Source organism: Halobacillus amylolyticus, assembly GCF_022921115.1.
Taxonomy (GTDB): domain Bacteria; phylum Bacillota; class Bacilli; order Bacillales; family Halobacillaceae; genus Halobacillus_A; species Halobacillus_A amylolyticus.
In genome coordinates this window covers 3,982,822-4,007,876 of record NZ_CP095075.1, presented here as the reverse complement: position 1 = coordinate 4,007,876, position 25,055 = coordinate 3,982,822, and the positions used below count along the sequence as shown (strand labels likewise).

At 40.2% G+C, this 25,055-nt stretch carries 31 protein-coding genes; 12 read left to right on the top strand and 19 right to left on the bottom strand.

Translation table 11 applies throughout. From position 1 onward, the window contains the following. Positions 1–83: 83 nt before the first annotated feature. Positions 84–1,430: a glucose-6-phosphate isomerase gene (locus tag MUO15_RS20165; RefSeq protein ID WP_245032200.1), complete on the bottom strand. Its 1,347-nt coding sequence runs from the start codon at positions 1,428–1,430 to the stop codon at positions 84–86. Between the two features lie 145 nt (positions 1,431–1,575). Further along, complete coding sequence (locus tag MUO15_RS20160) at positions 1,576–2,742, bottom strand: iron-containing alcohol dehydrogenase (RefSeq protein ID WP_245032198.1); 1,167 nt, start codon at positions 2,740–2,742, stop codon at positions 1,576–1,578. 149 nt (positions 2,743–2,891) lie between these two features. On the opposite strand from MUO15_RS20160, the gene MUO15_RS20155 reads away from it, so the two are divergent. Next, positions 2,892–3,131: a DUF378 domain-containing protein gene (locus MUO15_RS20155; RefSeq protein WP_245032196.1), complete on the top strand. Its 240-nt coding sequence runs from the start codon at positions 2,892–2,894 to the stop codon at positions 3,129–3,131. 101 nt (positions 3,132–3,232) lie between these two features. Here the strand turns inward: MUO15_RS20155 and yugI are convergent, their stop codons facing one another. Further along, positions 3,233–3,622: a S1 domain-containing post-transcriptional regulator GSP13 gene (gene yugI / locus MUO15_RS20150; protein ID WP_245032194.1), complete on the bottom strand. Its 390-nt coding sequence runs from the start codon at positions 3,620–3,622 to the stop codon at positions 3,233–3,235. 345 nt (positions 3,623–3,967) lie between these two features. On the opposite strand from yugI, the gene MUO15_RS20145 reads away from it, so the two are divergent. After that, positions 3,968–5,137 carry a MalY/PatB family protein gene (locus MUO15_RS20145; RefSeq protein ID WP_245032191.1) on the top strand — a complete coding sequence of 390 codons (1,170 nt, stop codon included), beginning with the start codon at positions 3,968–3,970 and terminating at the stop codon, positions 5,135–5,137. Between the two features lie 45 nt (positions 5,138–5,182). Here the strand turns inward: MUO15_RS20145 and MUO15_RS20140 are convergent, their stop codons facing one another. Together MUO15_RS20140 and MUO15_RS20135 are read right to left on the bottom strand one after the other, a co-directional pair. Next, positions 5,183–5,980, bottom strand: coding sequence for a superoxide dismutase family protein (locus MUO15_RS20140; RefSeq protein ID WP_318036239.1), 798 nt, complete (start codon positions 5,978–5,980; stop codon positions 5,183–5,185). 43 nt (positions 5,981–6,023) lie between these two features. Then, positions 6,024–6,209 (bottom strand): hypothetical protein, encoded by a 186-nt coding sequence (locus MUO15_RS20135; RefSeq protein ID WP_245032189.1) that lies wholly within the window; start codon positions 6,207–6,209, stop codon positions 6,024–6,026. Positions 6,210–6,331: 122 nt separating this feature from the next. Between MUO15_RS20135 and MUO15_RS20130 the strand changes: the two genes are divergently transcribed. Next, a complete protein-coding gene (locus MUO15_RS20130) occupies positions 6,332–6,715 on the top strand; it encodes a kinase-associated lipoprotein KapB (RefSeq protein ID WP_245032187.1) in 384 nt (127 codons plus the stop codon). Positions 6,716–6,742: 27 nt separating this feature from the next. Here MUO15_RS20130 and MUO15_RS20125 read toward each other — a convergent pair whose 3' ends face one another. Together MUO15_RS20125 and MUO15_RS20120 are read right to left on the bottom strand one after the other, a co-directional pair. After that, on the bottom strand, positions 6,743–7,921 hold the full coding sequence (locus MUO15_RS20125; protein ID WP_245032185.1) for a cation:proton antiporter: 1,179 nt from the start codon (positions 7,919–7,921) through the stop codon (positions 6,743–6,745). Positions 7,922–7,927: 6 nt separating this feature from the next. Then, positions 7,928–8,416 (bottom strand): cation:proton antiporter regulatory subunit, encoded by a 489-nt coding sequence (locus MUO15_RS20120; protein ID WP_245032183.1) that lies wholly within the window; start codon positions 8,414–8,416, stop codon positions 7,928–7,930. 217 nt (positions 8,417–8,633) lie between these two features. Between MUO15_RS20120 and deoD the strand changes: the two genes are divergently transcribed. Then, entirely contained in the window at positions 8,634–9,344 is a 711-nt protein-coding gene (deoD, locus tag MUO15_RS20115) for a purine-nucleoside phosphorylase (protein ID WP_245032181.1), read from the top strand. A gap of 46 nt (positions 9,345–9,390) precedes the next feature. Here the strand turns inward: deoD and MUO15_RS20110 are convergent, their stop codons facing one another. Together MUO15_RS20110 and MUO15_RS20105 are read right to left on the bottom strand one after the other, a co-directional pair. Beyond that, positions 9,391–9,621: a DUF2642 domain-containing protein gene (locus MUO15_RS20110; RefSeq protein ID WP_245032179.1), complete on the bottom strand. Its 231-nt coding sequence runs from the start codon at positions 9,619–9,621 to the stop codon at positions 9,391–9,393. A gap of 148 nt (positions 9,622–9,769) precedes the next feature. Further along, entirely contained in the window at positions 9,770–11,254 is a 1,485-nt protein-coding gene (locus MUO15_RS20105) for a leucyl aminopeptidase (RefSeq protein ID WP_245032177.1), read from the bottom strand. A gap of 175 nt (positions 11,255–11,429) precedes the next feature. Here MUO15_RS20105 and MUO15_RS20100 point away from each other — a divergent pair, with 175 nt between their 5' ends. Continuing rightward, the gene (locus MUO15_RS20100) at positions 11,430–11,903 is read left to right on the top strand and encodes a divergent PAP2 family protein (protein WP_245032175.1); all 474 of its coding nucleotides are present in this window, start codon (positions 11,430–11,432) and stop codon (positions 11,901–11,903) included. A gap of 209 nt (positions 11,904–12,112) precedes the next feature. Here MUO15_RS20100 and MUO15_RS21830 read toward each other — a convergent pair whose 3' ends face one another. The 3 genes from MUO15_RS21830 to MUO15_RS20085 all read right to left on the bottom strand — a co-directional run bounded on the left by MUO15_RS21830 (position 12,113) and on the right by MUO15_RS20085 (position 14,706). Beyond that, positions 12,113–12,793, bottom strand: coding sequence for a 3D domain-containing protein (locus tag MUO15_RS21830; RefSeq protein WP_305853257.1), 681 nt, complete (start codon positions 12,791–12,793; stop codon positions 12,113–12,115). Between the two features lie 88 nt (positions 12,794–12,881). After that, on the bottom strand, positions 12,882–13,199 hold the full coding sequence (locus MUO15_RS20090) for a YuiB family protein (protein WP_245032173.1): 318 nt from the start codon (positions 13,197–13,199) through the stop codon (positions 12,882–12,884). A 286-nt stretch (positions 13,200–13,485) separates the two neighbouring features. Beyond that, positions 13,486–14,706, bottom strand: coding sequence for an NAD(P)/FAD-dependent oxidoreductase (locus tag MUO15_RS20085; RefSeq protein WP_245032171.1), 1,221 nt, complete (start codon positions 14,704–14,706; stop codon positions 13,486–13,488). 316 nt (positions 14,707–15,022) lie between these two features. On the opposite strand from MUO15_RS20085, the gene MUO15_RS20080 reads away from it, so the two are divergent. Next, positions 15,023–16,009 (top strand): NAD(P)/FAD-dependent oxidoreductase, encoded by a 987-nt coding sequence (locus MUO15_RS20080; protein WP_245032169.1) that lies wholly within the window; start codon positions 15,023–15,025, stop codon positions 16,007–16,009. Positions 16,010–16,229: 220 nt separating this feature from the next. Here MUO15_RS20080 and MUO15_RS20075 read toward each other — a convergent pair whose 3' ends face one another. From MUO15_RS20075 to MUO15_RS20065, 3 genes are all read right to left on the bottom strand, one after another. Next, a complete protein-coding gene (locus MUO15_RS20075; RefSeq protein WP_245032167.1) occupies positions 16,230–16,592 on the bottom strand; it encodes a HesB/IscA family protein in 363 nt (120 codons plus the stop codon). Between the two features lie 146 nt (positions 16,593–16,738). Further along, complete coding sequence (locus tag MUO15_RS20070; RefSeq protein WP_244753882.1) at positions 16,739–16,975, bottom strand: YuzB family protein; 237 nt, start codon at positions 16,973–16,975, stop codon at positions 16,739–16,741. A 90-nt stretch (positions 16,976–17,065) separates the two neighbouring features. Beyond that, positions 17,066–17,401, bottom strand: coding sequence for a YuzD family protein (locus tag MUO15_RS20065; protein ID WP_245032165.1), 336 nt, complete (start codon positions 17,399–17,401; stop codon positions 17,066–17,068). Between the two features lie 166 nt (positions 17,402–17,567). Here MUO15_RS20065 and MUO15_RS20060 point away from each other — a divergent pair, with 166 nt between their 5' ends. Beyond that, positions 17,568–17,789, top strand: coding sequence for a NifU family protein (locus MUO15_RS20060; protein ID WP_244753884.1), 222 nt, complete (start codon positions 17,568–17,570; stop codon positions 17,787–17,789). Positions 17,790–17,840: 51 nt separating this feature from the next. Here MUO15_RS20060 and MUO15_RS20055 read toward each other — a convergent pair whose 3' ends face one another. Continuing rightward, positions 17,841–18,806, bottom strand: coding sequence for a 2-hydroxyacid dehydrogenase (locus tag MUO15_RS20055; protein ID WP_245032163.1), 966 nt, complete (start codon positions 18,804–18,806; stop codon positions 17,841–17,843). A gap of 170 nt (positions 18,807–18,976) precedes the next feature. Here MUO15_RS20055 and MUO15_RS20050 point away from each other — a divergent pair, with 170 nt between their 5' ends. Together MUO15_RS20050 and MUO15_RS20045 are read left to right on the top strand one after the other, a co-directional pair. After that, positions 18,977–19,489, top strand: a complete 513-nt coding sequence (locus tag MUO15_RS20050; RefSeq protein ID WP_245032161.1) for a phosphatidylglycerophosphatase A family protein — start codon at positions 18,977–18,979, stop codon at positions 19,487–19,489. Between the two features lie 127 nt (positions 19,490–19,616). Continuing rightward, positions 19,617–21,173 carry a hypothetical protein gene (locus MUO15_RS20045; protein ID WP_245032159.1) on the top strand — a complete coding sequence of 519 codons (1,557 nt, stop codon included), beginning with the start codon at positions 19,617–19,619 and terminating at the stop codon, positions 21,171–21,173. A 34-nt stretch (positions 21,174–21,207) separates the two neighbouring features. On the opposite strand, the gene MUO15_RS20040 is transcribed toward MUO15_RS20045, so the two are convergent. Further along, a complete protein-coding gene (locus MUO15_RS20040) occupies positions 21,208–21,975 on the bottom strand; it encodes a TIGR01457 family HAD-type hydrolase (protein WP_245032157.1) in 768 nt (255 codons plus the stop codon). 71 nt (positions 21,976–22,046) lie between these two features. After that, complete coding sequence (gene hepT, locus MUO15_RS20035; protein WP_245032155.1) at positions 22,047–22,484, bottom strand: type VII toxin-antitoxin system HepT family RNase toxin; 438 nt, start codon at positions 22,482–22,484, stop codon at positions 22,047–22,049. A gap of 146 nt (positions 22,485–22,630) precedes the next feature. Between hepT and glpX the strand changes: the two genes are divergently transcribed. Next, positions 22,631–23,605, top strand: coding sequence for a class II fructose-bisphosphatase (glpX, locus tag MUO15_RS20030; RefSeq protein ID WP_245032153.1), 975 nt, complete (start codon positions 22,631–22,633; stop codon positions 23,603–23,605). A gap of 11 nt (positions 23,606–23,616) precedes the next feature. Continuing rightward, entirely contained in the window at positions 23,617–23,883 is a 267-nt protein-coding gene (locus MUO15_RS20025) for a DUF3055 domain-containing protein (RefSeq protein WP_245032151.1), read from the top strand. Between the two features lie 102 nt (positions 23,884–23,985). Here the strand turns inward: MUO15_RS20025 and MUO15_RS20020 are convergent, their stop codons facing one another. Beyond that, the gene (locus MUO15_RS20020) at positions 23,986–24,261 is read right to left on the bottom strand and encodes a YutD family protein (RefSeq protein WP_244753892.1); all 276 of its coding nucleotides are present in this window, start codon (positions 24,259–24,261) and stop codon (positions 23,986–23,988) included. A gap of 137 nt (positions 24,262–24,398) precedes the next feature. On the opposite strand from MUO15_RS20020, the gene MUO15_RS20015 reads away from it, so the two are divergent. After that, complete coding sequence (locus MUO15_RS20015) at positions 24,399–24,983, top strand: YhcN/YlaJ family sporulation lipoprotein (protein ID WP_245032149.1); 585 nt, start codon at positions 24,399–24,401, stop codon at positions 24,981–24,983. The last annotated feature ends 72 nt before the right edge of the window (positions 24,984–25,055 follow it).

Below are 25,055 nucleotides of genomic sequence, written 5' to 3'. Positions count from 1 at the left end.
TAAGCTTATCCTACCCAAATAAAACCACCTCAGGTCATCCATTTTCTGGATGACCTGAGGTGGTAATTAAAGTAAATTCATTATTACAGGCGTTTTTCTAGATCTTGTTTTTGTTGTTCAAAGCCTGGTTTGCCGAGCAGGGCGAACATATTTTTCTTGTAAGCTTCTACTCCTGGCTGATCAAATGGATTTACTCCAAGAATATAGCCACTAATTGCACACGCCTTTTCAAAGAAGTACGCAAGATAACCAAATGTAAAGGCATCACGCTTAGGTATGTGGACAATTAAGTTCGGAACCTGTCCGTCTGTATGAGCAAGCATTGTGCCTTGATAGGCCTTCTCGTTTACTTCATCGATGGTTTTTCCTGCTAAATAATTGAGTCCATCTAAATTTTGCTCATCCTCTTCAATCGTATAATCGGACGACGGTTCCTCTACATGTAGAATTGTTTCAAATAGGTCACGACGACCATCCTGTACATACTGACCCAAAGAATGTAGATCTGTTGAGAAATTTGCAGAGCTAGGAAAAATCCCTTTATGATCCTTTCCTTCACTCTCACCAAAAAGTTGCTTCCACCACTCTGAGAAATATTGGAGTGACGGTTCATAATTAATCATCATTTCAATCGTTTTTCCTTTGCTGTACAACGCATTTCTCACCGCTGCATATTGATAGGCAGGGTTTTCAGAAAGTCGATCAGAACTTAACTCTTCTCGGCTAGCTTGAGCACCCCTCATCATTTCCTCAATATCAATACCACTCGCCGCAATCGGCAAAAGCCCTACAGCCGTAAGTACAGAATAGCGTCCACCCACATCATCTGGAACGACAAAGGACTCATACCCTTGCTCGGCAGCTAACGTCTTCAAAGCACCCTTCTCTTTATCCGTCGTTGCATAGATACGCTTTTGTGCTTCTTCCTGTCCATATTTTTCTTCTAAAAACTTACGGAAAATACGAAAGGCAATCGCCGGCTCTGTCGTTGTTCCACTTTTTGAGATGACGTTAACGGACACATCTTTGTTCTTCAACACATCAAATAATTCATTAATATAGGAGGCACTGAGACTATTGCCAACAAAAAAGACTTGTGGTGTTTCCCTTTGCTCCTGGGATAATTCATTGTAAAAACTATGATTGAGCATCTCAATCGCTGCCCGCGCACCTAAGTAGGACCCACCAATACCAACTACTAGAAGGACGTCAGAATCGCTCTTAATTTTCTCTGCTGCCTGCTTAATTCGAGAAAATTCCTCTTTATCATAGTCTACAGGCAAATCAACCCACCCGAGAAAGTCGTTGCCCGCACCTGTTTTTTCGTGGAGTGCCTTATGGGCCACAGATACAGCATCCTGCATATAGTCAAGCTCATGTTCGTTAAAGAACGGTAATGCCTTTTCATAATCAAATCGAACGTGTGTCATGTAAAATTCCTCCAAAAATCATCATTAAATATAACGAAGCCATTTTCACTTTATCTAAACGCTTGCAACAAATCAAGTAGGCCTAAAAATGTAAACGTATCCAACTAAAAAAGAAGCACAGATCATTCTGTACTTCTTTCTAAGCTTATTTAGACATTTCTAAGATTTTCTCAACATCTTGGCCTTCAAGTTTGCTGAAATTACCGAAAGTTCCTCGTTTCATCGCACGATCCACGATCAAATCAAACTTCTGATTGTCAATATCGTAGTCAGCCAATGTTTTAGGAGCGCCTAACGATGTCCAGAAACTTCGTAGAGCCTCGATGCCCTCTTCTGCTATCTCACGGTTTGATTTCCCTGCTGGATCCACTGCGAAAACTTTCACAGCCATTCGCACGAACCGATCCTCATTAACTTCCAAATTATGTTTCATCCAGTTTGGAAATAGGATCGCGAGTCCACCTGCATGAGGGATATCATAAACTGCGGAAACCGCATGTTCAATATTATGACTAGCCCAGTCACCACGATATCCCATTTGCAGCATACCATTTAGGGCTATAGTGCCTGCATATAGAATGGTTTCACGATGCTCGTATGATTCGAGATCATCCAGCAGTTTAGGAGCTGTATGAATAACTGTACGTAGAACCCCTTCAATCATCTCATCCTGTACAGGTGATTGGGTTGGGTTGTGAAAATATTGCTCAAACAGGTGAGTCATCATGTCGACAATGCCATAAATCGTCTGATCACGAGGAACGGTCACTGTATTTTGCGGGTCCAAAATGGAGAACGTTGGAAATGTATATGGTGCATAGCCCCAGCCATATTTTTCATTCGTTTCCCAATTAGTGATCACAGAGCCTGCGTTCATTTCAGAGCCAGTTGCAGCTAATGTAAGCACTGTTCCAAAAGGAAGTGCACCATCTGGAGTAGCTTTGCGAGTGACTAAATCCCATGCGTCGCCATTGTACTTAGCACCTGCCGCAATGGTTTTTGTGCAGTCAATCACACTGCCACCGCCAACAGCGAGAAGAAAATCAATATTTTCCTTTTTACAAAGATTAACGCCTTCTCTAACTGTACTGAGCTTAGGGTTAGGTTCTACACCGGAAAGTTCATGAACCATCACATTTGCCTTATTAAGCTCTTTGATTACACTGTCGTACACACCATTTTTTTTAATGCTCCCGCCCCCGTAAACGATAAGGACATTTGTTATTCCTTTTGGAAGCTGTTCTGACAATTGTTCAACCTGACTTTTACCAAAAATTAGTTTCGTTGGGTTATGAAACGTAAATGAATCCATTTATAACTTCTCCCCTCTTCCATAACATGACTTTCAGTATTTCATTATCCCTCATATAAAATGATTTCTCAAAAGAAATGCAATATGTATATTTTATCCGCTTTTGCTCAAGCTATGAATGTTTAATCCAAACACAGGAGGGTGAAAACATGAACACGATACAACGTATTGCCCTATTGCTTACCATCATTGGAGCGATTAACTGGGGACTAATTGGATTGTTCCAATTCGACCTTGTTGCTGCTTTGTTTGGCGGTGGAGAACAAAGTGGAGCGTTTGCGCGTATCATCTATACACTTGTAGGAATTAGTGGACTTATTACCATTTCCCTCTATTTCTCGCGTGCAGCAGAGCACCATGAAGCTACCGAAGCAGAGCCAAGCAAATAATCAGCTTTTAGTACCCAGTAAAATTCAATATAAAAAAACCCGGCTTTAGAAGAAGCCGGGTTTTTGCTGATTTTAAAACTTGTTTCTAAATGGTTTCGTATTTACTTACGGAACTTTTCGCGGTCATCAGACTGTTTAATCCAGTCTTCTAACTTATCCTTAAGTGTGTTAAACCCTGCCGAAGCATCCTCCTGTTGTTGTTGTTTTGGTGCGGCTTGCTTGCGAGGACGACGCTCTTTCTTAGGTGCTTCCTGTGTCGCACGAATAGAAAGAGAGTATTTATTACTTTTTTCATCAATGTTTAGAATTTTAACTTGAACTTCGTCACCTTCAGAAAGATGCTCGTTAATATCCTTAACATAACCGTGAGTTACTTCAGAGATATGCACTAGTCCTTGCACTTGCTCATCAAGTGCAACGAAAGCACCGTATGGCTGAATTCCTGTTACTTTACCTTCTAATACTTGACCTTCTTGAAACTTATCTGACATGCTATACAACTCCTGATATATATATTATTCGTTTCTTTTCACGCAATTACTGATTTTATCATACATGTTCACAATAAGCAAAACCTTCATTCTTGACTTTTTAGTAAAATACAACATATTCTATCAATCTATTTTCTGGAGAAATAATAAAAATAGGTTTAAAGGACGCCCAAGATGGATATAGTTATTATCGTAAGGCTTTCTCGTATTCCCCCTGTGTTAGCAAAGCGGATCGTCCGCTTTGCTTTTTTTATATTTCCACACAGCCCAACCCTCATCATTTCTATTCTTTACTTTAATTCGTTATGATAGGTTTAAATGTTATCCAAAGGAGTAGTGATAGTAATGAGCCATTTTTCAGAAATGACCGTGAGAAAAGGGACTAGATCCGTTAAATGGGATTTGGCTGAAGAAATATATAACGATCCAGATGTGCTTCCAATGTGGGTGGCAGATATGGACTTTAAAGCACCTGAAGCTGTAATAAATGCCCTGACAAGTCGGGTTGAACACGGGATATTTGGTTACACCATGCCAGATGATGCACTTAAATCTACAATCGTCAATTGGCTTGAGCAACGCCATAACTGGAAAACAGCTAAAGATTGGATCACTTACAGCCCTGGTGTTATACCGAGCCTGCATATGGCCGTGCAATCCTTGACTTCCAAGGAGGATGCGATATTAATTCAAACACCTGTCTATCCTCCTTTTTACAGTGTAGTCAAAGACCATAATCGCACACTAGTAACAAACCCTTTAGTATTCAAAAATGAATCATACTCGATTGACTTTGATGACTTTGAAGCTAAAATTAAAGATCATAAAGTTAAACTGTTTATTCTATGTAATCCACATAATCCAGTTGGAAGAGTGTGGACTCGCGAAGAACTCGTGCGCATGAACAATATTTGTCTGGAACATGGAGTTACTGTAATTTCAGATGAAATTCACTCCGATTTAATATACAGCGAATACAAACATGTCCCTATTGCCACACTGTCAAAAGAAGCTAGCAATAATACTGTCACTTGTCTATCTCCAACAAAAACATTTAATTTAGCCGGCCTACAAGCCTCTTATCTCGTCACGGAAAATGAAGAAATACGCACGAAGTTAACAGCTCACTTTAACAAGCAAGGTATGTTTATGCTTAATACACTAGGAATCACAGCTCTTGAGTCAGCCTATCAACAAGGTGAGGAATGGCTTGAAGAGTTGATTGAAACACTTGAATTTAACCGAAATTACGTTACAGAACGCCTCCACAAGGAAACAGATGCTTTGCGTGTGATCCCTGCGGAGGGCACCTATTTACTATGGATTGATTGTCGCAAGCTTAACCTCTCCCAATCTGACCTTAAATCATTTATGCAAAAACAAGCAAAAGTAGGTCTAAATGATGGTGCCTCCTTTGGCGAAGAAGGAAAAAGCTTTATGAGAATGAATATCGCCGCACCAAGGGAACTTATCGAAAAAGGTGTCTCAAGAATCATCCAAGCTGTCGAAAAATAACCGAACCCCCCCCCCTCTTGCAAAAGTTTGAGAGGGGGATTGTTCCTATTTTTCCTGTTTTTTATTTAATTCTGTAGGATCACTTGCTTTAGCCTTTTCGCTGTTCAATGTGATTTCAGCACAAGCAACCCGATCACCTGAGTCCCCTGCTGGTTGGGACATACCGTCATCTGGACCGCTATGAATGACAACAGACGTTCCTTCTTTTCTTAATAACGAGGTTTGCCCATCCTTTAACGTGGCCTCTGGCAACATCAGCTTAGCGTCTGCCATCCCACTTGACTCAGCATCGATGTTTGGTAAATCCCCCACATGGGCGCCTTTCTGATTCATTAATCCATGCTTTTTTTGTGTCGGGTTAAAATGATTCCCTGCACTCTTAAAGTCAGGTCCCTCACACTTTGGAAACTCGTGTATGTGAATCCCATGCGGACCCGCTTCTAGTCCCTCAGCTTTTACCTTTACCTCGACACCTCCAGGCTGTTCGGTAAGTGTCACTGTTCCTATACGATCACCTGCCTGATTATAAAGTGCCGACTCTAAAGGTGAACGTTTTTCTCCACATCCCGTAATCGTTAACAAAGTAGTGAGTACCCCTATTAGAACAAATTTCATGTCGAACGCCCTTTCCAAATCCGTAATCATACAACTAGCTTCCCCAACAAACCGACCATTTATAATCAGAAAAGCAAAGGCGTCTTGATCAGACTCAACAAGCATAAGACTAGCGGCGCAGTCGGTAATTTCCCCCACGGTGGCGATTGACTTATCTCTCGAGGGTCTAGATGCCGGAGCTAGACAAAGAAAAGCGAGAAGAGCGTTGACCTGGTGATTATACTCCACAAACAAAAAACAACACCTGAGATTTCACCTCAAGTGTTGCCCATTAATGATCGTGACGATGCTGATTCTGTGTATCATAAGAAGTGTAGTCCGTTCGCTCCTCTTCTTTTCGTGAAGCTTTAACGATAAAGTACATGGTAACAATAGCTGCTACGATAAAAACTAATAATGTAAGCACCGCTGGAATATATTCAGATTTATCCTCAGGAAAATAAAGAAATTCCATCATAGGAGCATCACATCCTTCCCTTTACCTCTCTATTATAACAAATGACTCTATACTTAAGCAGGTCTTCACCATTTTTTCACATAATCAAACTCTGATATAATAATGAAAAAGGAGGCGTTCATATGACAGAACTTCAAAATGGAGCAATTGTTAAAGCCCATTATAAATCAGGTATCTACATAGGTGAACTCTTGGAGGATCGCAATCAAAACTACTTAGTAAAGATACTCGCTGTGGATAAACACCCTATGCAAGGAGATCTTCATAACCCTGGACAAACAAAAGATGTATTTTTTCATCAAAGAAAAGCATTAAGCTTTCAAGAGAAAGCGAACATTCATAAACAGGCGGTCCATCCATATGAAGAGGAGAATATACCTGACTACCCTACCTCTCTGAGACATTCTGTAGAAAAGTTGAAGAACAAGCTGACGCGTCGTGACACAGATTTTAATCAACATGCCTTAGACCAGCTGATCGATCTTGAAAAGCAATACTTTGGTTAAAAAACACGCTCAATTGGGAGCGTTTTTTTAACTACCGGGTACTCTTAAATCTTTTTTCTTTTTCTGTGGCTTTCCGTAAATTCTCGTTACTATTTTTGGAGCCCGTTCAAATAAAACCATACCTATGAATGCAGCAATGAGAATATAAAGCCCACTGAACGCTTTTAACACGCCTGTTGCTACACCTGCGATAACCACGGAAAACTCACCTCTTGAACATATGGACAAACCTGCTCGTAATGATGCCCGTTTAGGTAATCCATACAATGGTCCACCAAGAATACCAACCAATATCTTTGCAATAATCGACCAAATTAGTACGACAACAAGCAACCCTGCCATTGGCACACCATTTCCTAAATCAATAGTTGTCCCAAAGTAGACAAAAAATGTCGGCAGCAATAAATCTCGTATAGGAAAAACGGTGTGTTCGACCTTTTCAATTTTCCCAATTTCAGCGAGCATCATTCCAGCCAAGAAAGCACCTAATACTTCTGAAAGGCCAAGATATAAGGCTAACCCACCATAAGAGAGTGCGATACCCGTTAACAGCGCAATCTTAAAATCCTCATCCGCTATTCGATCAAGTAACGTCTCAACTTTTTTGAATACTGTTTTCCCTAAAATAATAGCCGCTAAAGTTAAACCTACAATCTTTCCAGTTATAGTAAGAAAGGAAATCGTAGTAAAGGTCTCTCCGGAACTAACCCCAAATAAAATTGCCACGACAATCGGAGCAACAAGATCCTCGAAAATAAGTATGCCAAGAATATATTCCGTTTCAATGTTAGCCATTCGTCCCCGATCATCCAGCAGTTTAGCTGTAATTGATGAGCTTGTGGCATAAGCGATCCCACCGATTAAGAAACTAGAAAATAGATCAAGGTTAAATAAGAGAGCAATACCTGTGGTAACACCTAAGCTTAAGAATAAATCAAGCAATCCCGAAGGCCAGATCTTTTTAGCAATGCCCCCAAGCCGCTTTACATTAAACTCCAATCCTAACAAGAAAAATAGGAGGACAATCCCTATTTCACTTGCAAAGTGAAGCAGCTCGTTCCCCCCAAGACTTCCAGCAAGGACAATTCCTAATAAAATATAAAGAATGACACCTGGCACTTTAATTTTTATACTTAAAAAACCTAAATAAAAAATCGCGATTAAAATCAACCCTGCACCCAACAGGGCAGGAAATTCAGTGTGCACTAATGATCAATCCTTTCCATTGCACAAATCAGTGAAGCTATCAATTTGCTCCTGCTTCCCAATGGTCATAATGACATCTCCCGGCAATAGTTGCGTGTCCGCTTCAGGGATGGCAATGGTTTCATCTTTCTTAATTATACCAATAATTGTCACACCTGTCTTGTTTCTAATCTCAGATTCTTCGATGGTTTGATGTGTAATAGAGGAAGATTCCTTCAATTCAATCCAGTCGATCACGATTTGGTTTTTAAACATTTTTAGCTTGTTCGCATCAACCGGCTGATATGTTGCACCAAGCAATTGTGCACCAAGCTCTCTCGTTTCATCCGATGTTAAGTCCATGGCAAAATCAGCTTCTTCACTATCTGCTTCGTCGAAAAAATAAAGCTCACGTTTACCTGTATGATGTACGATCAGCACAAGCATACTATCTTCCGCAGTCTTCAAGGTAATCTTTTGACCGATACCCGGCAATTGTGAAACAGAAATATTCATACAATGTCCACTCCCTTTTTTCCCGTGTAAATTTTACTCACTTAGTATCGCACTTTTTAACTCTTTGATATTCACATTATTAAAATAATCCAATCAGCTCCATTGATTACATTGCTATATTATCAAGAATAGCCTTGTCAATCTAGACCCTAGTTTGTTTTCTCTTACCTTGTGTGGTAATTTAAAATAGTTAAATGTTTAAGAGGAGGTTATACCAATGAGTGTACATATTGGTGCCAAACCCGGAGATATTGCCGATAAGATTCTACTACCTGGAGATCCATTAAGAGCAAAATATATTGCTGAGAATTTCCTTGAAGATGCAACATGCTACAACGAAGTGCGCGGCATGTATGGCTATACTGGAACCTATAAAGGGGAGCGCATTTCTGTGCAAGGAACAGGCATGGGTGTTCCGTCTATTTCCATTTATATTAATGAACTGATGGAAAGTTATGATGTTCAAAAGTTGATTCGTGTGGGTACGTGTGGTGCCCTGCAAAAAGATGTAAAGGTTCGTGATGTTATTTTGGCCTCGACATCTACTACAGATTCACAAATGAACCGCATGGTATTTGATGGCATTGATTTCGCGCCAACTGCCGACTTTGGACTTTTGAAAAATGCCTATGATGCTGGTGTAAATAAAGGGCTTAAGCTGCGGGTCGGTAATGTCTTTACAAGTGATAGCTTCTATCGTGACAATGCGATGGAACTTTTCAACCTATTAGCCAGATATAATGTTTTAGCCGTTGAAATGGAAACGACAGCATTATATACGCTTGCAGCTAAGTTCAATCGACAAGCGCTCTCTGTTCTTACGGTCAGCGACCACATCTTAACAGGTGAAGAAACGTCGTCAGAAGAACGTCAGACAACCTTTAACGAGATGATCGAAGTAGCCTTAGAGGCAGCGATTCAAGACTAAAAAGCGAAGATTCTTCATCATAAAGTCCGCCCTAGTGCGGGCTTTTTTATTTTTGTATAAAATAAATAATAGTTTGGATTTGAAGGAAAACACTGCATCCCCTGAGCCAGATATGATCATCAATCACAACGCCCAGTCTTTCCCCCCTCACCGTACCACTTTTCGTATAAACGAAGAGCATTTCACCTGTCATTTCCTTTAAAGATTCCACAAGGACAGAATTGATGTTTATAGATACTTCTTTTGAATAAGAGGGCGGCAACTTTAAATGGTCCACTGACTCTCCCCTCCTATCAAGCCTATCCCTCTAGTTTATACGCACGACCTGTCTTTAGCTTGGGTCAAAGTCTGTGAAAAATGAAAACCAACCCCAAATTATGATCAATTTGAGGTTGGTCTTAATATAAATGAGAACTGAGCCTTACCTACCTTGTTAAGATATAATCAGCTAGCGTTCGGGACATTACACCCGTCGGACCTTTTGGACCCAAATCATGTGCTGCTTCAGCAGTAGATGTTCCCGCAATGTCTAAATGAACCCACGGGGTATCCTCTGCAAATTCTCCAACAAATGCACCGCCCATAATGGGGTGTGCCTTACGTGTAGGAGAGTTATTCAAGTCAGCAATTGAACTTTTCCTTACTTGTGCTTGATAGTCCTCATTGTAAGGAAGTTGCCATATCGGCTCACCCATTTTCTCACCACTGTCTTGTACAGTTTTAAAAAAATCTTCACTGTTCGTTAGTGCCCCTGTCATCCATGAACCTAATGCTGTCACCATACCACCTGTTAATGTTGCAACATTGATTATTCGCACAGCATGAAGCTGCTTCGCATAGGTCATCCCATCTGCCAGGGCAAGTCTGCCTTCAGCATCGGTGTTTAATACTTCAATCGTTCTTCCACTTAATGATGTAATCACATCGTCAGGTTTAAATGCTGATCCAGAAATCATATTATCTGTTGACGGAATGACAGCTAACACGTTTTGTTTTGGTTTTAAGCGACCGATTGTTTCCATCGCCCCAAGCACTGCAGCTGCACCACCCATATCGCCTTTCATTCCAGGCATGCCTGTTTTAGATTTTATTGAGTAGCCGCCGGTATCGTATGTAATACCTTTTCCTACAAATGCAGTTACATCTGTCCATTCCTCAAGTCCCTGATATTTCAGTACAATCATTTTGGGAGGCTCCGATGACCCCTGATTTACAGCAAGCAATGCTCCCATCCCAAGCTCCTCCATCTGCTCTTTTTCCAAAATTTCAGCAGTGAAGCCATACTCATCAGCCAAATCCACAGCATATTTCGCCATATGTGCAGAGGTCAGTATATTTGCGGGAAGGTGAACTAAATGACGCGCTTTATTAACACCTTTACTAAAAGCAATCCCCTTTTCCAAAGAGCGTAACAGTATTCCCTCATCCCCATCAGAAATTAGAGTTAGTGAATCAATAGACGTAATTGTTTGCACTTGATTACGTTTGAAGCTTGCCAACTGATAAGTGGCTGTTCCCATAGCCTCAGAAATGATCTCAGCACATTCTTCATTTGAAAGATTATCTGGACGGAAGCTCTCAAGGGCGATAGACAATTGAACGATTTTATCCGCTTGAATCTGTTTAAATAATTTTCCAAAAGCTTTTTTTAGACGTATGCGAGTGAGCTGGCCTTTTTTTCCGAGACCTAGAAAGTAAACACGTTTAACCGGAAGCTGTCCAGAAGATAAGTATTTAGACACGTGCTTATATTCCGTAGAAATATCGCCTTCCTTGACGTATGTATCTACTTGACCTGAGGAATGCTTATTCAGTGACTGAAAGATGAGCTGGTGATGTAAATCCTCATCAAATAAGCCAACAATAAGCGTGTGATCTTGATCGAATAATGTTTTTCGAATGGTAAACATCGTATACACCTCCATTTCTAAGTGTACTAAAAAAAGGAAAGGAATACTTCTGTAAGCCCTTTCGTCTCAATTTAAAGGACTTTTGAAAGTGACATATGGTACAATACGAATAATACTTTATCGGGCTTTCTATCCTATGTAGCCTGCAACGCACGAAAGGATGTCTTTAGACCATATGGATTTACTACAAAATTTTCCTCTATGGGCGTCACTTGCCGCCATACTTTTTGCTCAAGCTATCAAAATTCCAATTCAATTTATTGCCTCAAGAAAATTCGATGCTGGACTTGCTTTCAGCACTGGAGGGATGCCAAGCAGCCATTCAGCCGCAGTTGCTGCCCTCGCGACAGGTGTTGGCGTAGATCAAGGCTTGGATTCTCCTATATTTGCCATTGCCTGTGTATTTTCAATTATCGTTATGTTCGACTCAACAGGAGTACGAAGACAAACAGGAGAACAAGCTATTATGTTAAATATATTATTAAACGACTTTCACCGTTTCGTCGGCGAGGCTAAAGACTGGAGCAATAAAGGAGAATTCCAAAAGAAGGAAGAGTTGAAAGAGCTTTTAGGACATCGGCCAATCGAAGTCTTTTTCGGAGCACTGACGGGCATTGGTCTCACCCTGGTTCTGAATGCCCTGTTCTGAATGCCCTTATCTATTAAAACCTAACAAACCGGCCTCCATACTGCGAGAGCACTGAAAAAGTCTGTTTATAGCGAAAAAGAAGATGGTCACCTACTATGTATAGGTGACCATCTTCTTTTATTTGTCAATATGTCGAGTGGATTCCTTATTAGAATTAACAAATATCACTTTTTCAGTGGCCTCCATACTGCAAGGCCGGTTTTTGTTGCTTACTCTTTCTGTATTTGTGTCCTAAACACTTGTAACGCTTCATTTTTATTGAGTAAAGCCAAATCCTCTTCTGTAAGCGATCCATCGCCTTCCTTAATAACATAAACCTCTACTGACTTCTTACCCCAATGCTCATAAACATCATCTACAGTTGGATAATATAAATCAATTTCATTACCCTGTATCGCAGAACCTTTATCCGCAACGACTCCATACCCATAATTCGGAATGAACAAAATGGTTCCAATCGGATAGACCGATAGATCTGCTGCTATAGTAGAATATAAATCTCTTTTTACACTGACACCTGAATAAGTTATGCCATATTGGGGATGCCCTGGCGTTTTTCCAGTTGATTCGTAACCTGCTGTATACCCTGTTGCCATAACTGTATTACTAGGGTATTGCGACACATCAATTGCATCCAGCAGCGATCCTGGTGCTTCCACAGTAGATGTAGACACATAACGCTTCTGTGCTTTCTTTACTTTAAGCGATTTACTTTCAAGACTTGTTCCTCTTTCGCTCATCATTTCTCCTTCAAAAGCAGACGCTTTTTCATTGCTGTATAGCCAGTTGTCTACATCTTTCAACGTCATATTTGTTATGTTTACCAAAGTAAAATAGATGCCTACAGCGAATAATGTTACAAAAATAAGAGTACGTAAATGTTTTCTCATGAATTATCACCTCACGATGTCATCATGTCCAACATTTACCTCAACTATACAAAAAACACGATGTCGAAGTTCGACATCGTGGTTAACATTAGAACATTTGATAGCCATGTTTCCTTAATAACCTGATTACAATACCAGCTGTAATCGTGCCTGCAAACCCACTGGCAAGAATAACAATATCGACAACTTGTAGATTAGCGAGCTGTACAAAAACGGTCTGAAAAGCTGATGAGGCCTCAGTAAAATAACGGCTTATTTCAAAGTTATCTACAATTAGCAGTACAATGACTGGATAGACAACAGCCATTACCCAGGAGGTCCTCAAAATCATATTTAATAAAAAACCAATACCAAAAAATAGCACAAAAAACAAAAGCATAGATACAACAAACTGAACAATATTCAAAACAAATCCTCCTAATTAAGAAAAGCGGAAGTGCCCGGGTAGACACATTTAGGGAGAGTTCGACTAGGAACGAAGTTAAGGAATTCGGTTAAAAACCGCACGTCCTGTGCCAGCTCCGAACTAACCTAAGTAAACACCACTCCCCTGAATCCTTGAGCCTTAATTCGAAAATGAAATATGTAAGGGATGGCTAATATTTTCAAAAACATTACTGCATTCAAATTATATATTCCTAACTCTAAAAAAGCAAAGGCAGATGTCCTGCCTTTGCTTTAATTCATCTAAATTATTTAAAGAAATTAAGCTTCCCTTTTTTAAGAACAAGTCCGATCCCGCCTAGTTTAAGAAGATAACGATTGTCAATCAGTTTCTTCATTGCTGACGCTGACCAGCCAAATAGCTTCTTATCATCAAATACAACACCAATCGCATCGTTATGTCCTAATGAAGCAACTGTACCTTGGATTTCAGGTGTGAATGATTCTAAATGATTGTTTCCTTGCACAAGCTTTTTAAGATTTTCTGCTGTGTGCTCTGCTTGTTGAATAGCGATTTGTGCTGTTGGAGGATAGGGACGTTCTGTCTCTTCGTTCATGATTAATGCACAATCACCCACGACGAATACGTCATCATAATTCGGTGCTCGCAAATCTCCTCGAACCGGAATTCGCCCGCGATTGGTTTCAAAACCAGCATCAACGATTAGGGAGTTTCCCTGGACTCCAGCTGCCCACACAACTGTATTCGTTGAAATTTCTTCACGTTTTTCATCTTTTTCAAATATTAGTTTATCTTCCGTTACTTCCTTGATCATCGCACCAATCTTGAACTCAACACCGCGTGCCTCAAGGGAGTTCATTGCATATTCCACCAACTCGGGATCAAACCCTGGCAATGCAGTTGGGGCCGCTTCCACATTAATGATCCGCACTTTTTCACGCGGAACGTCGTACTCTTTACAAAGCTCAGGAACACGGTTCGCAAGCTCACCGACAAATTCAATTCCTGTGAAGCCGGCACCACCTACAACAAGATTTAAGCGTTCTTCTTTCTTGTCCGCTTCATTGTTGTATTTAGCGAAGTTATATTCAATATGCTGGCGGATAAGACGCGCACTATTAATACTGCTGATTGTAAATGCATTTTCCTTTAGGCCTTGAATACCGAACGTTGCTGCTTCAAACCCTAATCCGACAACCAGATAATCATAGGATAGTTCGCCGTTCTCTAGAAGCACTTTCTTATCGTCAGGTTGAACCTTGGTTACAGTATCCTGAACGAAGTTAATTTTACTCGTGTCGATGAGATCATTAATTTGCATTCTCGTACGGTCGTGATGCAAAGTCCCAGCCGCATTTTCGTGAAGCCAGGTAGTTTGGTAATGATAGCTGTGCTTGTTGACCAAAGTTATGTTAGCTTCATTTACATTTAGGCTTTTTTGCAACTTAACTGCCGTCATAATTCCACCGTAGCCGGCTCCAATGATCACGATATTCGGATTGTTCATGATTATCACTTCCATCTCGTATTTTTTAACAACATGTTTGCATAAGTAAGAAATCATTCTTTGTGACTCGTTTCACACACTTCATCATAAAAAAAGGCCCATCAATTCTTATTCAAAATTTGTCATAAAATCGTAAAATGTTTTCTAAATTTATCTTAGACTTTTTCCTATCAATTTTCAAGACTTAAGATATTTTCCGAAAGTTATTAATATTCCCACTTTCGGAAAAGGCTTTCAGAACAGCAAAAATGCCATTGAAATAAAATTTATGATAAAATAGAAAAAGTGTAATTTTCTAAGAAGAGGAGGCAAACTAATGGATGACAAAGTATATGATATAACGATAATTGGCGGGGGCCCTGTTGGTTTATTCACAGCATTCTATGGCGGTATGCGACAAGCAAGCGTTAAAATAATAGAGAGTTTACCTCATTTGGGTGGGCAGCTTACTGCTCTTTACCCTGAAAAATATATATTTGATGTAGCAGGATTTCCACGAGTACGCGCACAGGAGCTTGTAGATAACTTAGAAGAACAGGCGTTAGCATTTGATCCGGCTATTTCTCTTGATCAAGCGGTTGAAAGCGTTGAGCGTCTTGAGGATAATTCCCTTAAACTTACAACCAATAAGGAGGTACATTATACACGCACACTCATCATCACAGCAGGGAATGGTGCTTTCCAGCCAAGAAGACTGAAAATTGATGATACAGAAAGATTTGAAGAAACAAACTTGCATTACCATGTGAACGATATGAATAAGTTCGCTGATAAAAATGTTATGATATGCGGCGGCGGCGATTCAGCCGTTGACTGGGCATTGATGCTTGAACCGATCGCGAAACAAGTTTCACTCGTTCACCGTCGTGACAAGTTCCGCGCTCATGAACATAGTGTCGAACAGTTGATGAACTCAAGTGTTAAATTGATGACACCGTTCACGCCTGAAAAAATGATCGGTGAGGATCGGATCAGTCAAGTTGAGCTTCATGAAGTAAAAGGAGATCACGTTGAAACAATCGATGTTGATGAAGTAGTCGTCAACTACGGATTCATTTCATCCTTAGGTCCAATAAAGAATTGGGAGCTCGAAATTGAAAAAAATAGCATTGTCGTTAATTCTAAAATGGAAACCAATATAGAAGGTATCTATGCGGCAGGGGATATTTGCACTTACCCGGGTAAAGTTAAACTGATTGCTTCCGGTTTTGGAGAAGGTCCAACTGCTGTAAATAATGCCAAAGCCTATCTCGACCCTAGTGCACGAGTACAACCTAAGCATTCCACAAGCATGTTTTCCTAACTTATCTAATCAAAGGCTATCTTCAGTTAACTGAGGGTAGCCTTTTTCTATGAACGGGTCAAAAGTTCAGAAAATGTAATTGCACGAAAAAATACGTATTTGCACATAATTTCGATTAACTGCACATAAATCATGATAATTGCACATTTGATTATTTCGCTCCCTATTAAAAAATCCTTCTTCACATTCACTAGAACGTAAAGAAGGATGGACGTGCCACTTAGCAGTTAGGATCTGGTGTACCAGCATTTGTTGCTGTTTTAAAAGAAGAACCACAGCCGCAAGAAACGATCGCGTTCGGGTTATCAATCGTAAACCCGCCGCCCATCATATTTTCCTTAAAATCAATGGTCGTCCCTTCAACGATTGGAATATCTTGTGTATGAATGACTACGGGAATCCCATCCGACATTTCCGTTGTATCTAATTCTTCATTTATCTCATCTTCGAAGCCCATCGCATATGACAATCCACTACAGCCCCCACCTTTCACTCCAAAACGAAGGTGTGCATTGTTCGAATCTTCTTCCTTCAACATTTCTTTAATTCGATGGTTCGCTGCTTCAGTGATATTAAGAATCATCTAGAGCCTCTCCTTTCTTATTCATTAAAGCCAGTATACTAAATTTCCCCCTGCTTGATCAAATAAACACGATTCTCCTTTACAAGAAAAATCCCATTATGAAAAGGATCATAATGGGATTTTTCTAAGCAAAAAGCTGGACACCTTTAAAATAGGGGATTCTCTTCCAGGTGTTGATAAATATTGTCGACAAGCTCTTTTGGTGTGTCAGCCATCACTCGCTCACCATTAACCAAAGCATACAGTCCTTGAGAACATATACCGCAATGGCTAAGGCAACCGTACTCTATAACATCAAGATCAGGGTCTTTTTCAAGCTCTTCCATTGCTTCGTCAGCCCCGCTGATTAAATTATTTACGCAAAATTCAATAATTGGATTCATCCGCTTCACCTCTTTGCCCTGGATGAAACCCCACTAGAATATAATGCTACCACATAAAATGATAAAAAGACACCATATTTCCTTCGTCTATCAGGCTTCAGAAAGTCCTTTCAACCCATGTTGTTCAAGCACGGAACAGACCGATTTCAAGCGGGGAATACCTTCGGCGGCTATTTCGCCATTTATGACTACCAATGGATAAAAAAGCTCATCGGCTAGAATTTGCTTTACATACTTTTGTCCCCTCTCACTACAGTGTTCCGTATGAATATCTACATACGAATATTCCACCTGGCCTTTCCCATACTTTCGGTCGATAGCTGCCTCCAGCCACTCAAACGTTTCCTTGGACCCAGGTGCATTGACACAACTGGCGCACCTCTCTTCTGCCCCATACACTGTTAATTTAACCGCCTTTTCACTCATCTAGGACCCTCCCTCTTGATGGAATGTTTTCTATAATCATTTTACAAAAGAAGATAAAAAAGATAAAATGAAAATAGTTCTCAAGTAAATAATATTGAAGAGACATCCATAGATTTTTTATTGGTTTCGTTTTATAATAGAACATAACGAAAGGGGAAGATTGAACATGGAATCACAAGTTCAAGAAGTACTAAATAAACTTCGCCCATTTTTACTCCGTGACGGAGGGGACGTTGAATTAGTTGACGTTGAGGACGGGATTGTCCGCCTGCGTCTTATGGGAGCATGCGGGAACTGTCCAAGCTCTACGATTACATTAAAAGCAGGAATTGAGCGTGCACTTTCCCAAGAAGTTCCGGGGATTCATGAAGTCGAACAAGTATTCTAAATCATTGTAAAAGCCGTACACCAAAACTGTGTGCGGCTTTTTTACTATCTACTAATTAACAGGAGTTGACGGATCTTTCCCCTGCAGAACATTAAGAACATTGTCAAGACTTAATTTCATCATGTTATACCTTGTTTCACGGCTTGCTGATCCAATATGGGGCAAACAAACCACTTCATTAAGTGATAAGAGTGGATGAGTTGCCGAGATTGGTTCTTCTTCAAACACATCGAGTCCTGCTCCCTTAATCTCACCTGACGTAATAGCATGAAATAATGCCTTTTCATCCATCACTTTCCCTCGAGAAACATTAATAAAAATAGCCTCACGCTTCATTTTATTAAAAACTACCTCATTGAATAATTTCTCCGTTTCCTCTGTCAGGGGGACTAGTGAAACAACAAAATCAGCTTTATTTATCAGATGATCAAAGCTTACATACTCGACACCTAACTTATCCTCGACCTCTTGTTTACGTGTGCGATTGTAGTAAAGTACGTTCATATCGAAACCTCTCGCTCGCTTAGCAACCGCTTCACCGATACGACCCATGCCGACAATTCCTATCGTTTTATGATGGATATCCGATCCAGCCATCAGCAAGGGAGACCAATGCTTCCATTCCCCTTCCTTTACAAAGGCTGCAGCTTCCATCATCCGACGAGCTGTCGCCATTAATAAGCCAAATGTTAAATCAGCTGTAGTTTCTGTCAAGACGTCAGGGGTATTCGTAACGGTAATATTGTGTTTCTTTGCGGCTTCAATATCAATATTATCAAAACCAACAGCTAAATTAGCGACTACTTTTAAGTTTTCAGCCTGACGAAGTACATCCTCATGAATGGAATCACTAAGCATTGTCAGTAGTCCATCTGCTTGTTTCGCTTCTTTCAAGAGCCTTTCTGGCTTAACTGCTTCTTCCTTACTATCCCACATTGTAATATCGAGATGTTCTCGAAAGGGGTCCACCACTTCATCAGGGAGCTTTCTGGTTATAAATAAATAGGGCTTAGTCATTCTATCCATCCTTTCAGATTATTCCTACCCGTATTATAAACGAAATGGAGCAATAAAACATATTATGGAATGTCAGTTTGATTTTTTGATATAATGCAAGTATACCCAGTTCATCTTCACAAACAGAAACAGTTCAAATTGTTGTAACTAAGTACAAGGAGGTTGATGTCATGACTGCAGAAGATCGATCAATATCGGTGTTAGAAAAAACGGCAAGAGAGTGGCTGACAGATCGTGGTGTAACCATTGATGATATGGCAGAACTTGTCCATTACCTTCAATCCAAATACCACCCTAGCCTCACAATGGAGGATTGTCGATATAATGTCGATCAAGTACTTAAAAAACGTGAGGTACAGAATGCAATTGTAACAGGCATCCAGCTCGATAAGCTTGCTGAACAAAAGAAGCTTGAAGAACCCCTTCAATCGACTATAGAAGTGGATGAAGGATTATACGGAGTGGATGAAATTATTGCTTTCTCGATCGTAAATGTATATGGATCAATTGGATTTACTAATTATGGCTATATCGATAAGCAAAAACCAGGAATCCTACAGGCTCTCAATGATAAATCATCAGGACAGTGTCATACCTTCTTAGATGACATTGTTGGTGCCATCGCTGCTGCCGCTTCAAGCAGACTTGCTCACAGCGCCGTCGGTGAAGCAGAAGAAGAATAACATAATAAACATCCATCCTCAAAAGCCACGCCTAGCGCGTGGCTTTTTAAACTTTCTGAAACCTCTAGCTTTTTTATTCGTATGTAATAATAGTAGTTAAATGACATCTGTGGAAGGGATTGGATTTATGAGGAAGTTAAAGGAAAAGTGGGTTTGGATCGGCCCTTTACTCGTTATTTTAATCGGCGTATCTATTTTATTTGCCGAGAATTATCAAGAAGTAACCGAACCACCAAACGAAAGTTGGAGTCGGGAAGTGGAGATAGGAAGTACACCAACGCTCATTGAACCACACATAACCGACACTAGAGATGGAAATATTTCAGTATCTTATGTAACGAAAGAAGGAGTTCAACAAAAATTACTTAACGAAACCTATCAAGTGGTTTCAGAAAACTCTTATGATATCCCATACGATAAATGGACACGAGCATATTTTGATGGTGAACAGTTAATTTATTCAGATTACTATGCTATATATGACGGGGAAACCAAAGAAAAGATCGCTGATGCTTCTCAGTTTATCCCGCTGAATAATAAAGTGATTTACCGTCAAGGACAGGAAATTTCCACTTTACAGCCGGAGACTATGGAGTCTTTCCCTCTCCTTACTCTAGACAATGAAAATGTCGAGATCAGCACATATCAAACGGATTCGGACACCTATTTACTGACACAAAAAACAGATCAAGCAGGCATTGATGTTACTTTTTACGAACTGACAGAGAATCAAGCATCAGAAATGGCATCAGCACAATTTAAAACGAAACCTTCAGAAGTAGCTGAATCTATTCAATTCACTATTACAGATGACCAATATACTTTGCTTTTACAAACTTTACAGAAACAGAGCATGTCTGGGGAGCCTGTCTACCATTATTATTTTTCTCAACAACCATTGAATGAGCATCCAAAGTTTACACAAATTGAATTCTCAGATCCGGTCGGGCAAGCAAAACTGACAGAAGTCTCAGATTTTGAAATGAAGTCAGAGGATGGTCACACTAATCTTTTATTTAAAGCGTTCGGTCATACAGAAACTGGTTATCGTAAGGGTAAGCAATTTAATATCTATGAAGCCACGTTAACGGATAATGGTGTAACGAATACGACCCGATTAAGCAACACTCCCAATTCTTCAGCTACTCCTGAATGGATTAATAAGGAGGCGATCGCTTGGCTGGATATGCAAGGGGACGAAAACCGCCTGCTTCTCTCCTCATCAAATCCAGAGATCATCCAACAAGCGAAGCAGGTCTCAGGAGCATATCTTATTGGTGCTTTAGGAAAAACCTTAGGAATGCTTTCCTCCAGCTTCTTGGCTATAGCTGTTGGTGTCATTTGGTATATTTGGCCGTTAGTTTTCGTTGCCGTTATGATGTTTAGCTCTAACAGATCCTTTGATAGAGATCGAGCATGGGTATTTTTCTTAGGAGCTTCTATTTATCTCGGAGCCGCTCTTTTGTTTAAAGATCTTATTTTCACATCAAGACTTCTATCACAAGCTCCCGAATATTTGAGTTTTGCAGGTAGTTCCATCTTCTACATCTTTATATTTGCCCTAATAACGCACGGCATCATGCGAATGAATTCAAAAGATTGGTCGATCACTGTCCGCCTGGGTTATTTCGTTGGAGTCCACCTTCTGTTTATCACTATTTTCTTTGGTCCCTATCTTACTTGAGAAGCAAAGTCACCCACCTGACTTTGCTTCTGTCTTATTGCTTCAACCAATCATATAAATCTTTCACCTTATAAGTGGGCTGTTTTATCATATGTTGGATATCCTTAAACGAAGTGACTCCAGTCTCAACCATTAATGTGTCAAGTCCAGCGTTTATCCCCGCTAAAATGTCTGTCTCATAGTTATCTCCAACCATGAGCACCTCACTTTTTTCAAGACCCACCCTGCTAAGTGCCAGCTCCATCGCAATAGCTTCGGGTTTTCCTACAAATGTAGGCTCTATCCCAGTGCTAACCGAAATCACCGATGTTAACGCCCCATTTCCCGGAAGCATCCCTCTATCAGTCGGAATGGCAGCATCTTTATTCGTACTAATTAGCTTCGCGCCATTTCGAACATTTAAACAAGCCATTGAAAGTTTTTCATAAGAGATATTTCGGTCAATACCGATGATGACATAATCGGCCCCTTGCTCTGTTATTTCATGACCTTCTTGTTCGAGAGCTGCATATAACCCTTCTTCCCCTATTACATACACCTTCGCCTTTTCTTGTAATGATGTGACGTAATTAGCAGTAGCTAAACTGGATGTAAACACCAGTCCATCCCGGGCAGTAATACCCATGTTGTTCAACTTTTCTGCCACCTGCTCAGGCCTTGAAGACGAGTTATTGGTCAAAAACATAAACGGTACAGATTGATTTCGTATAAACTCGACAAACTCAGCTGCCCCGGGAATCGGTTCATTTCCCCTGTACATCGTTCCATCTAGATCAATAAAATAGGCTTTATATTGTTTCATTTATATAGCACCTGCTCTCTGCATGACTTCATTTACTATTATATTCGCGCTATTAAACAGGAGTATTGCACCTACTCTTTTGAAAAAGCACTTACAGGCCCGAGTTCCTCATCTAAATACCTACGAATACGCTCTGGAAACTGTGTAAATGATTTACTGTGTGTATCCCAAATAGTTATGATTGCCTCATGGTCAACAGTTAAATACTGCTGAACCACTATTTTGCGAAGTTTGATGATAGCTTTATATGCTTCGATTTCTTGTTTAGGAAGAACTTTTTCATCGGTTAAAATATCAATAATATCCTCATAACTACCTGGATCGCGCATAATAAATCCATCGATCATATGATTTCCTACGTCAATGATGATTTCAACGGTTATGTGCGTCATCCTTTCTAACAATAAATAGTCAGTGAATGTGCGGTATGCATGTTCTTTTTGTTCCGAGATTAAAGTCTCCATATATGATAATAACTCTTCAATTTTTTTCCGATCGACAAAGTACATGAAGCAATCCTCCCTATTTTTCACTCTTTCACTTAAATTAGAATAACACAATTGTCGTTTCTAGGGATAATAGGATGTATATTTACGTTTTTGTGCAAATTCTGCTATAGTATATAGTGGAATTAAAGGAATCGGAGGCGAACATATTGGATAGAGAACTCGCATTAGAACTAGTACGTGTGACGGAGGCAGCAGCGATCGCTTCCGCTCAATGGATGGGCCGCGGTGATAAAATGAATGCCGATGATGCGGCCACGACAGCCATGAGAACAATGTTTGACTCAGTATCGATGGACGGCGTTGTTGTCATAGGTGAAGGAGAATTGGACGAGGCTCCTATGCTGTATATCGGAGAAGAACTTGGTGACAAAACGGGCCCCAAAGTCGACATTGCTGTTGATCCATTAGAAGGAACAAATATTGTTGCAAAAGGACATAATAATGCTGTGGCTGTTATTGCCGCTGCTAAACGCGGGACATTATTACATGCCCCCGATATGTACATGGATAAAATCGCAGTAGGTAAGAATGCTAAAGGACTAATACACATTGACGATCCGATCGAACGTACGATTGATATTGTAGCAAGAGCCAATAATAAACGTGTCGCAGATCTCACGGTTATCATTCAGGAGCGTGAGAGACATCAAGATATTATGGATCGAGTTATTAAAAAAGGGGCACGGGTAAAACTCTTTGGTGACGGTGATGTAGGTGCCTCTATTGCTACTTGTCTACCCCAGACTGGAGTTGATCTTTTCGTTGGAACCGGCGGTGCACCAGAAGGCGTTATTTCTGCCGCTGCGATTAAAAGCCTTGGTGGTGACATGCAGGCACGGCTCGTACCACAAAATGAAGAAGAAACTGAACGATGCCAGACAATGGGACTTGAAAATCCATTGCAACACCTCACACTAAACGACCTCGTTAAAAGTGATGACGCTATCTTTGCTGCTACAGGTGTGACTGAAGGTGAACTGTTAAATGGCGTCAAGTTTCTCGGTGGTGACTTAGTAGAAACAGATTCCATAGTCATGCGTGCTAAAACTCGTACTGTTCGTTTTGTAAAAGCCAACCATCACTTAGATTATAAACCTCACTTAAAGATAATCCGCGATTAGGAGTTGACCAAATGGCTAATTATCAGATTTTCAAGGACGAAACGGAAAATACTACTACTCGATTTGTAGTATTTTCTGCAGGCAGCAGCCGCTTTGAATTTGCTTTTTTACATGCAGACCAGTTCGCTGATAAAACCATGCTATTAGACCTTGAAAGCAAAAGGCTAGGGCTAGTTGACCACCAAACCTTAGATGAGCCTGGCCGTCTTGAGCACATATTTCAAATGAACGAAATTGATGCAGAGCAGCTAAGGGCATGTTTACACGACCTAATTTAATTTAATTTTCTATAACAGTCATCCCTCCGTCGTTGCCAAAACAGCGACGGAGGATGTTTTTTGAAGGTTCTTAAAAACCGGTGTGCCTTTATGCACACCGGTTTATTGATTAACTTTTTTTAAAACAAAGTAAGCACAGCCAAAATTACAGTATTCGTACAAATAATCCTCAAGTGTGCTTATTTTCGTTTCAAAAGTTGCTTTAGAATTCTGATCGTCATAAAAGCCTTTGAGCCGAAGTTGACCATAGCCCCAATCTCCGACGATGAAATCATATTTGCTTAAAATATCACTAAAACGCCCTTCCAAATCTTCCTCATTAAAAGCTTCCCGATAATCCTCTTTAATTTCATATGTTTTTCCAAATAGTTCAATCACTATGATCACCTCTTACCTTGTCATTAGTGTACCATATTTAGAAACAATGACGGAAATAGATCACTAAAAATTTTGTATCATTCTTTAAAATCAGTCCAACCTAATAACAAGTTGATATATAACAGGAGGATTCAAACATGAAGACCTATAGATTACTCCCTATATTAATGGGACTCAGTTTTATGTTGTTGGCGGGTTGTACCGAGGCACAGGAAGAGGAGGCGAAAAACCAAGAACCTGATCAAGCCCTGCACAGTAATGAGATGGATGATTATAATGACCGCTCCATGGATGGCCAAGTGGGCTATGTACGATATAAACAAGGTCAGTTTGATCAAAATGCTGAAAAGAACCAAAGCATTAAGGTAAACCGCGAAAAGGTTGCGGATATGATTACCCGGATGATTCTCCAATATGATGGCTTTGAAGATGTAGCTACACTGGTTACCGATGAAGAGGTTCTTGTTGCTTATCAAGCTCCCGAAGGACAGGAAAGAGACTTATCAGCAGATATGGTTCAAAAAACGGCCTATTCATTAGTTCCGAGTTTCTATCATGTATACGTTTCTGATAACCCTTCTGCATTTGGTGATATTCAAAGCTTAAGCACATCAACCGTTTACGATGATCAATACGAGGAAGTCATTGATGACATTGTTAATAAAATGAAACAAGCACCCCAGGGTAGGGTAGAGCAAACGAATGACAATGAGGCAGAATAGCACTTGCCTGACATTTCCAAGCATAAGTCTAGATTATAAATGGCAAGCTAACTGTACCACTTAATTTGAAGG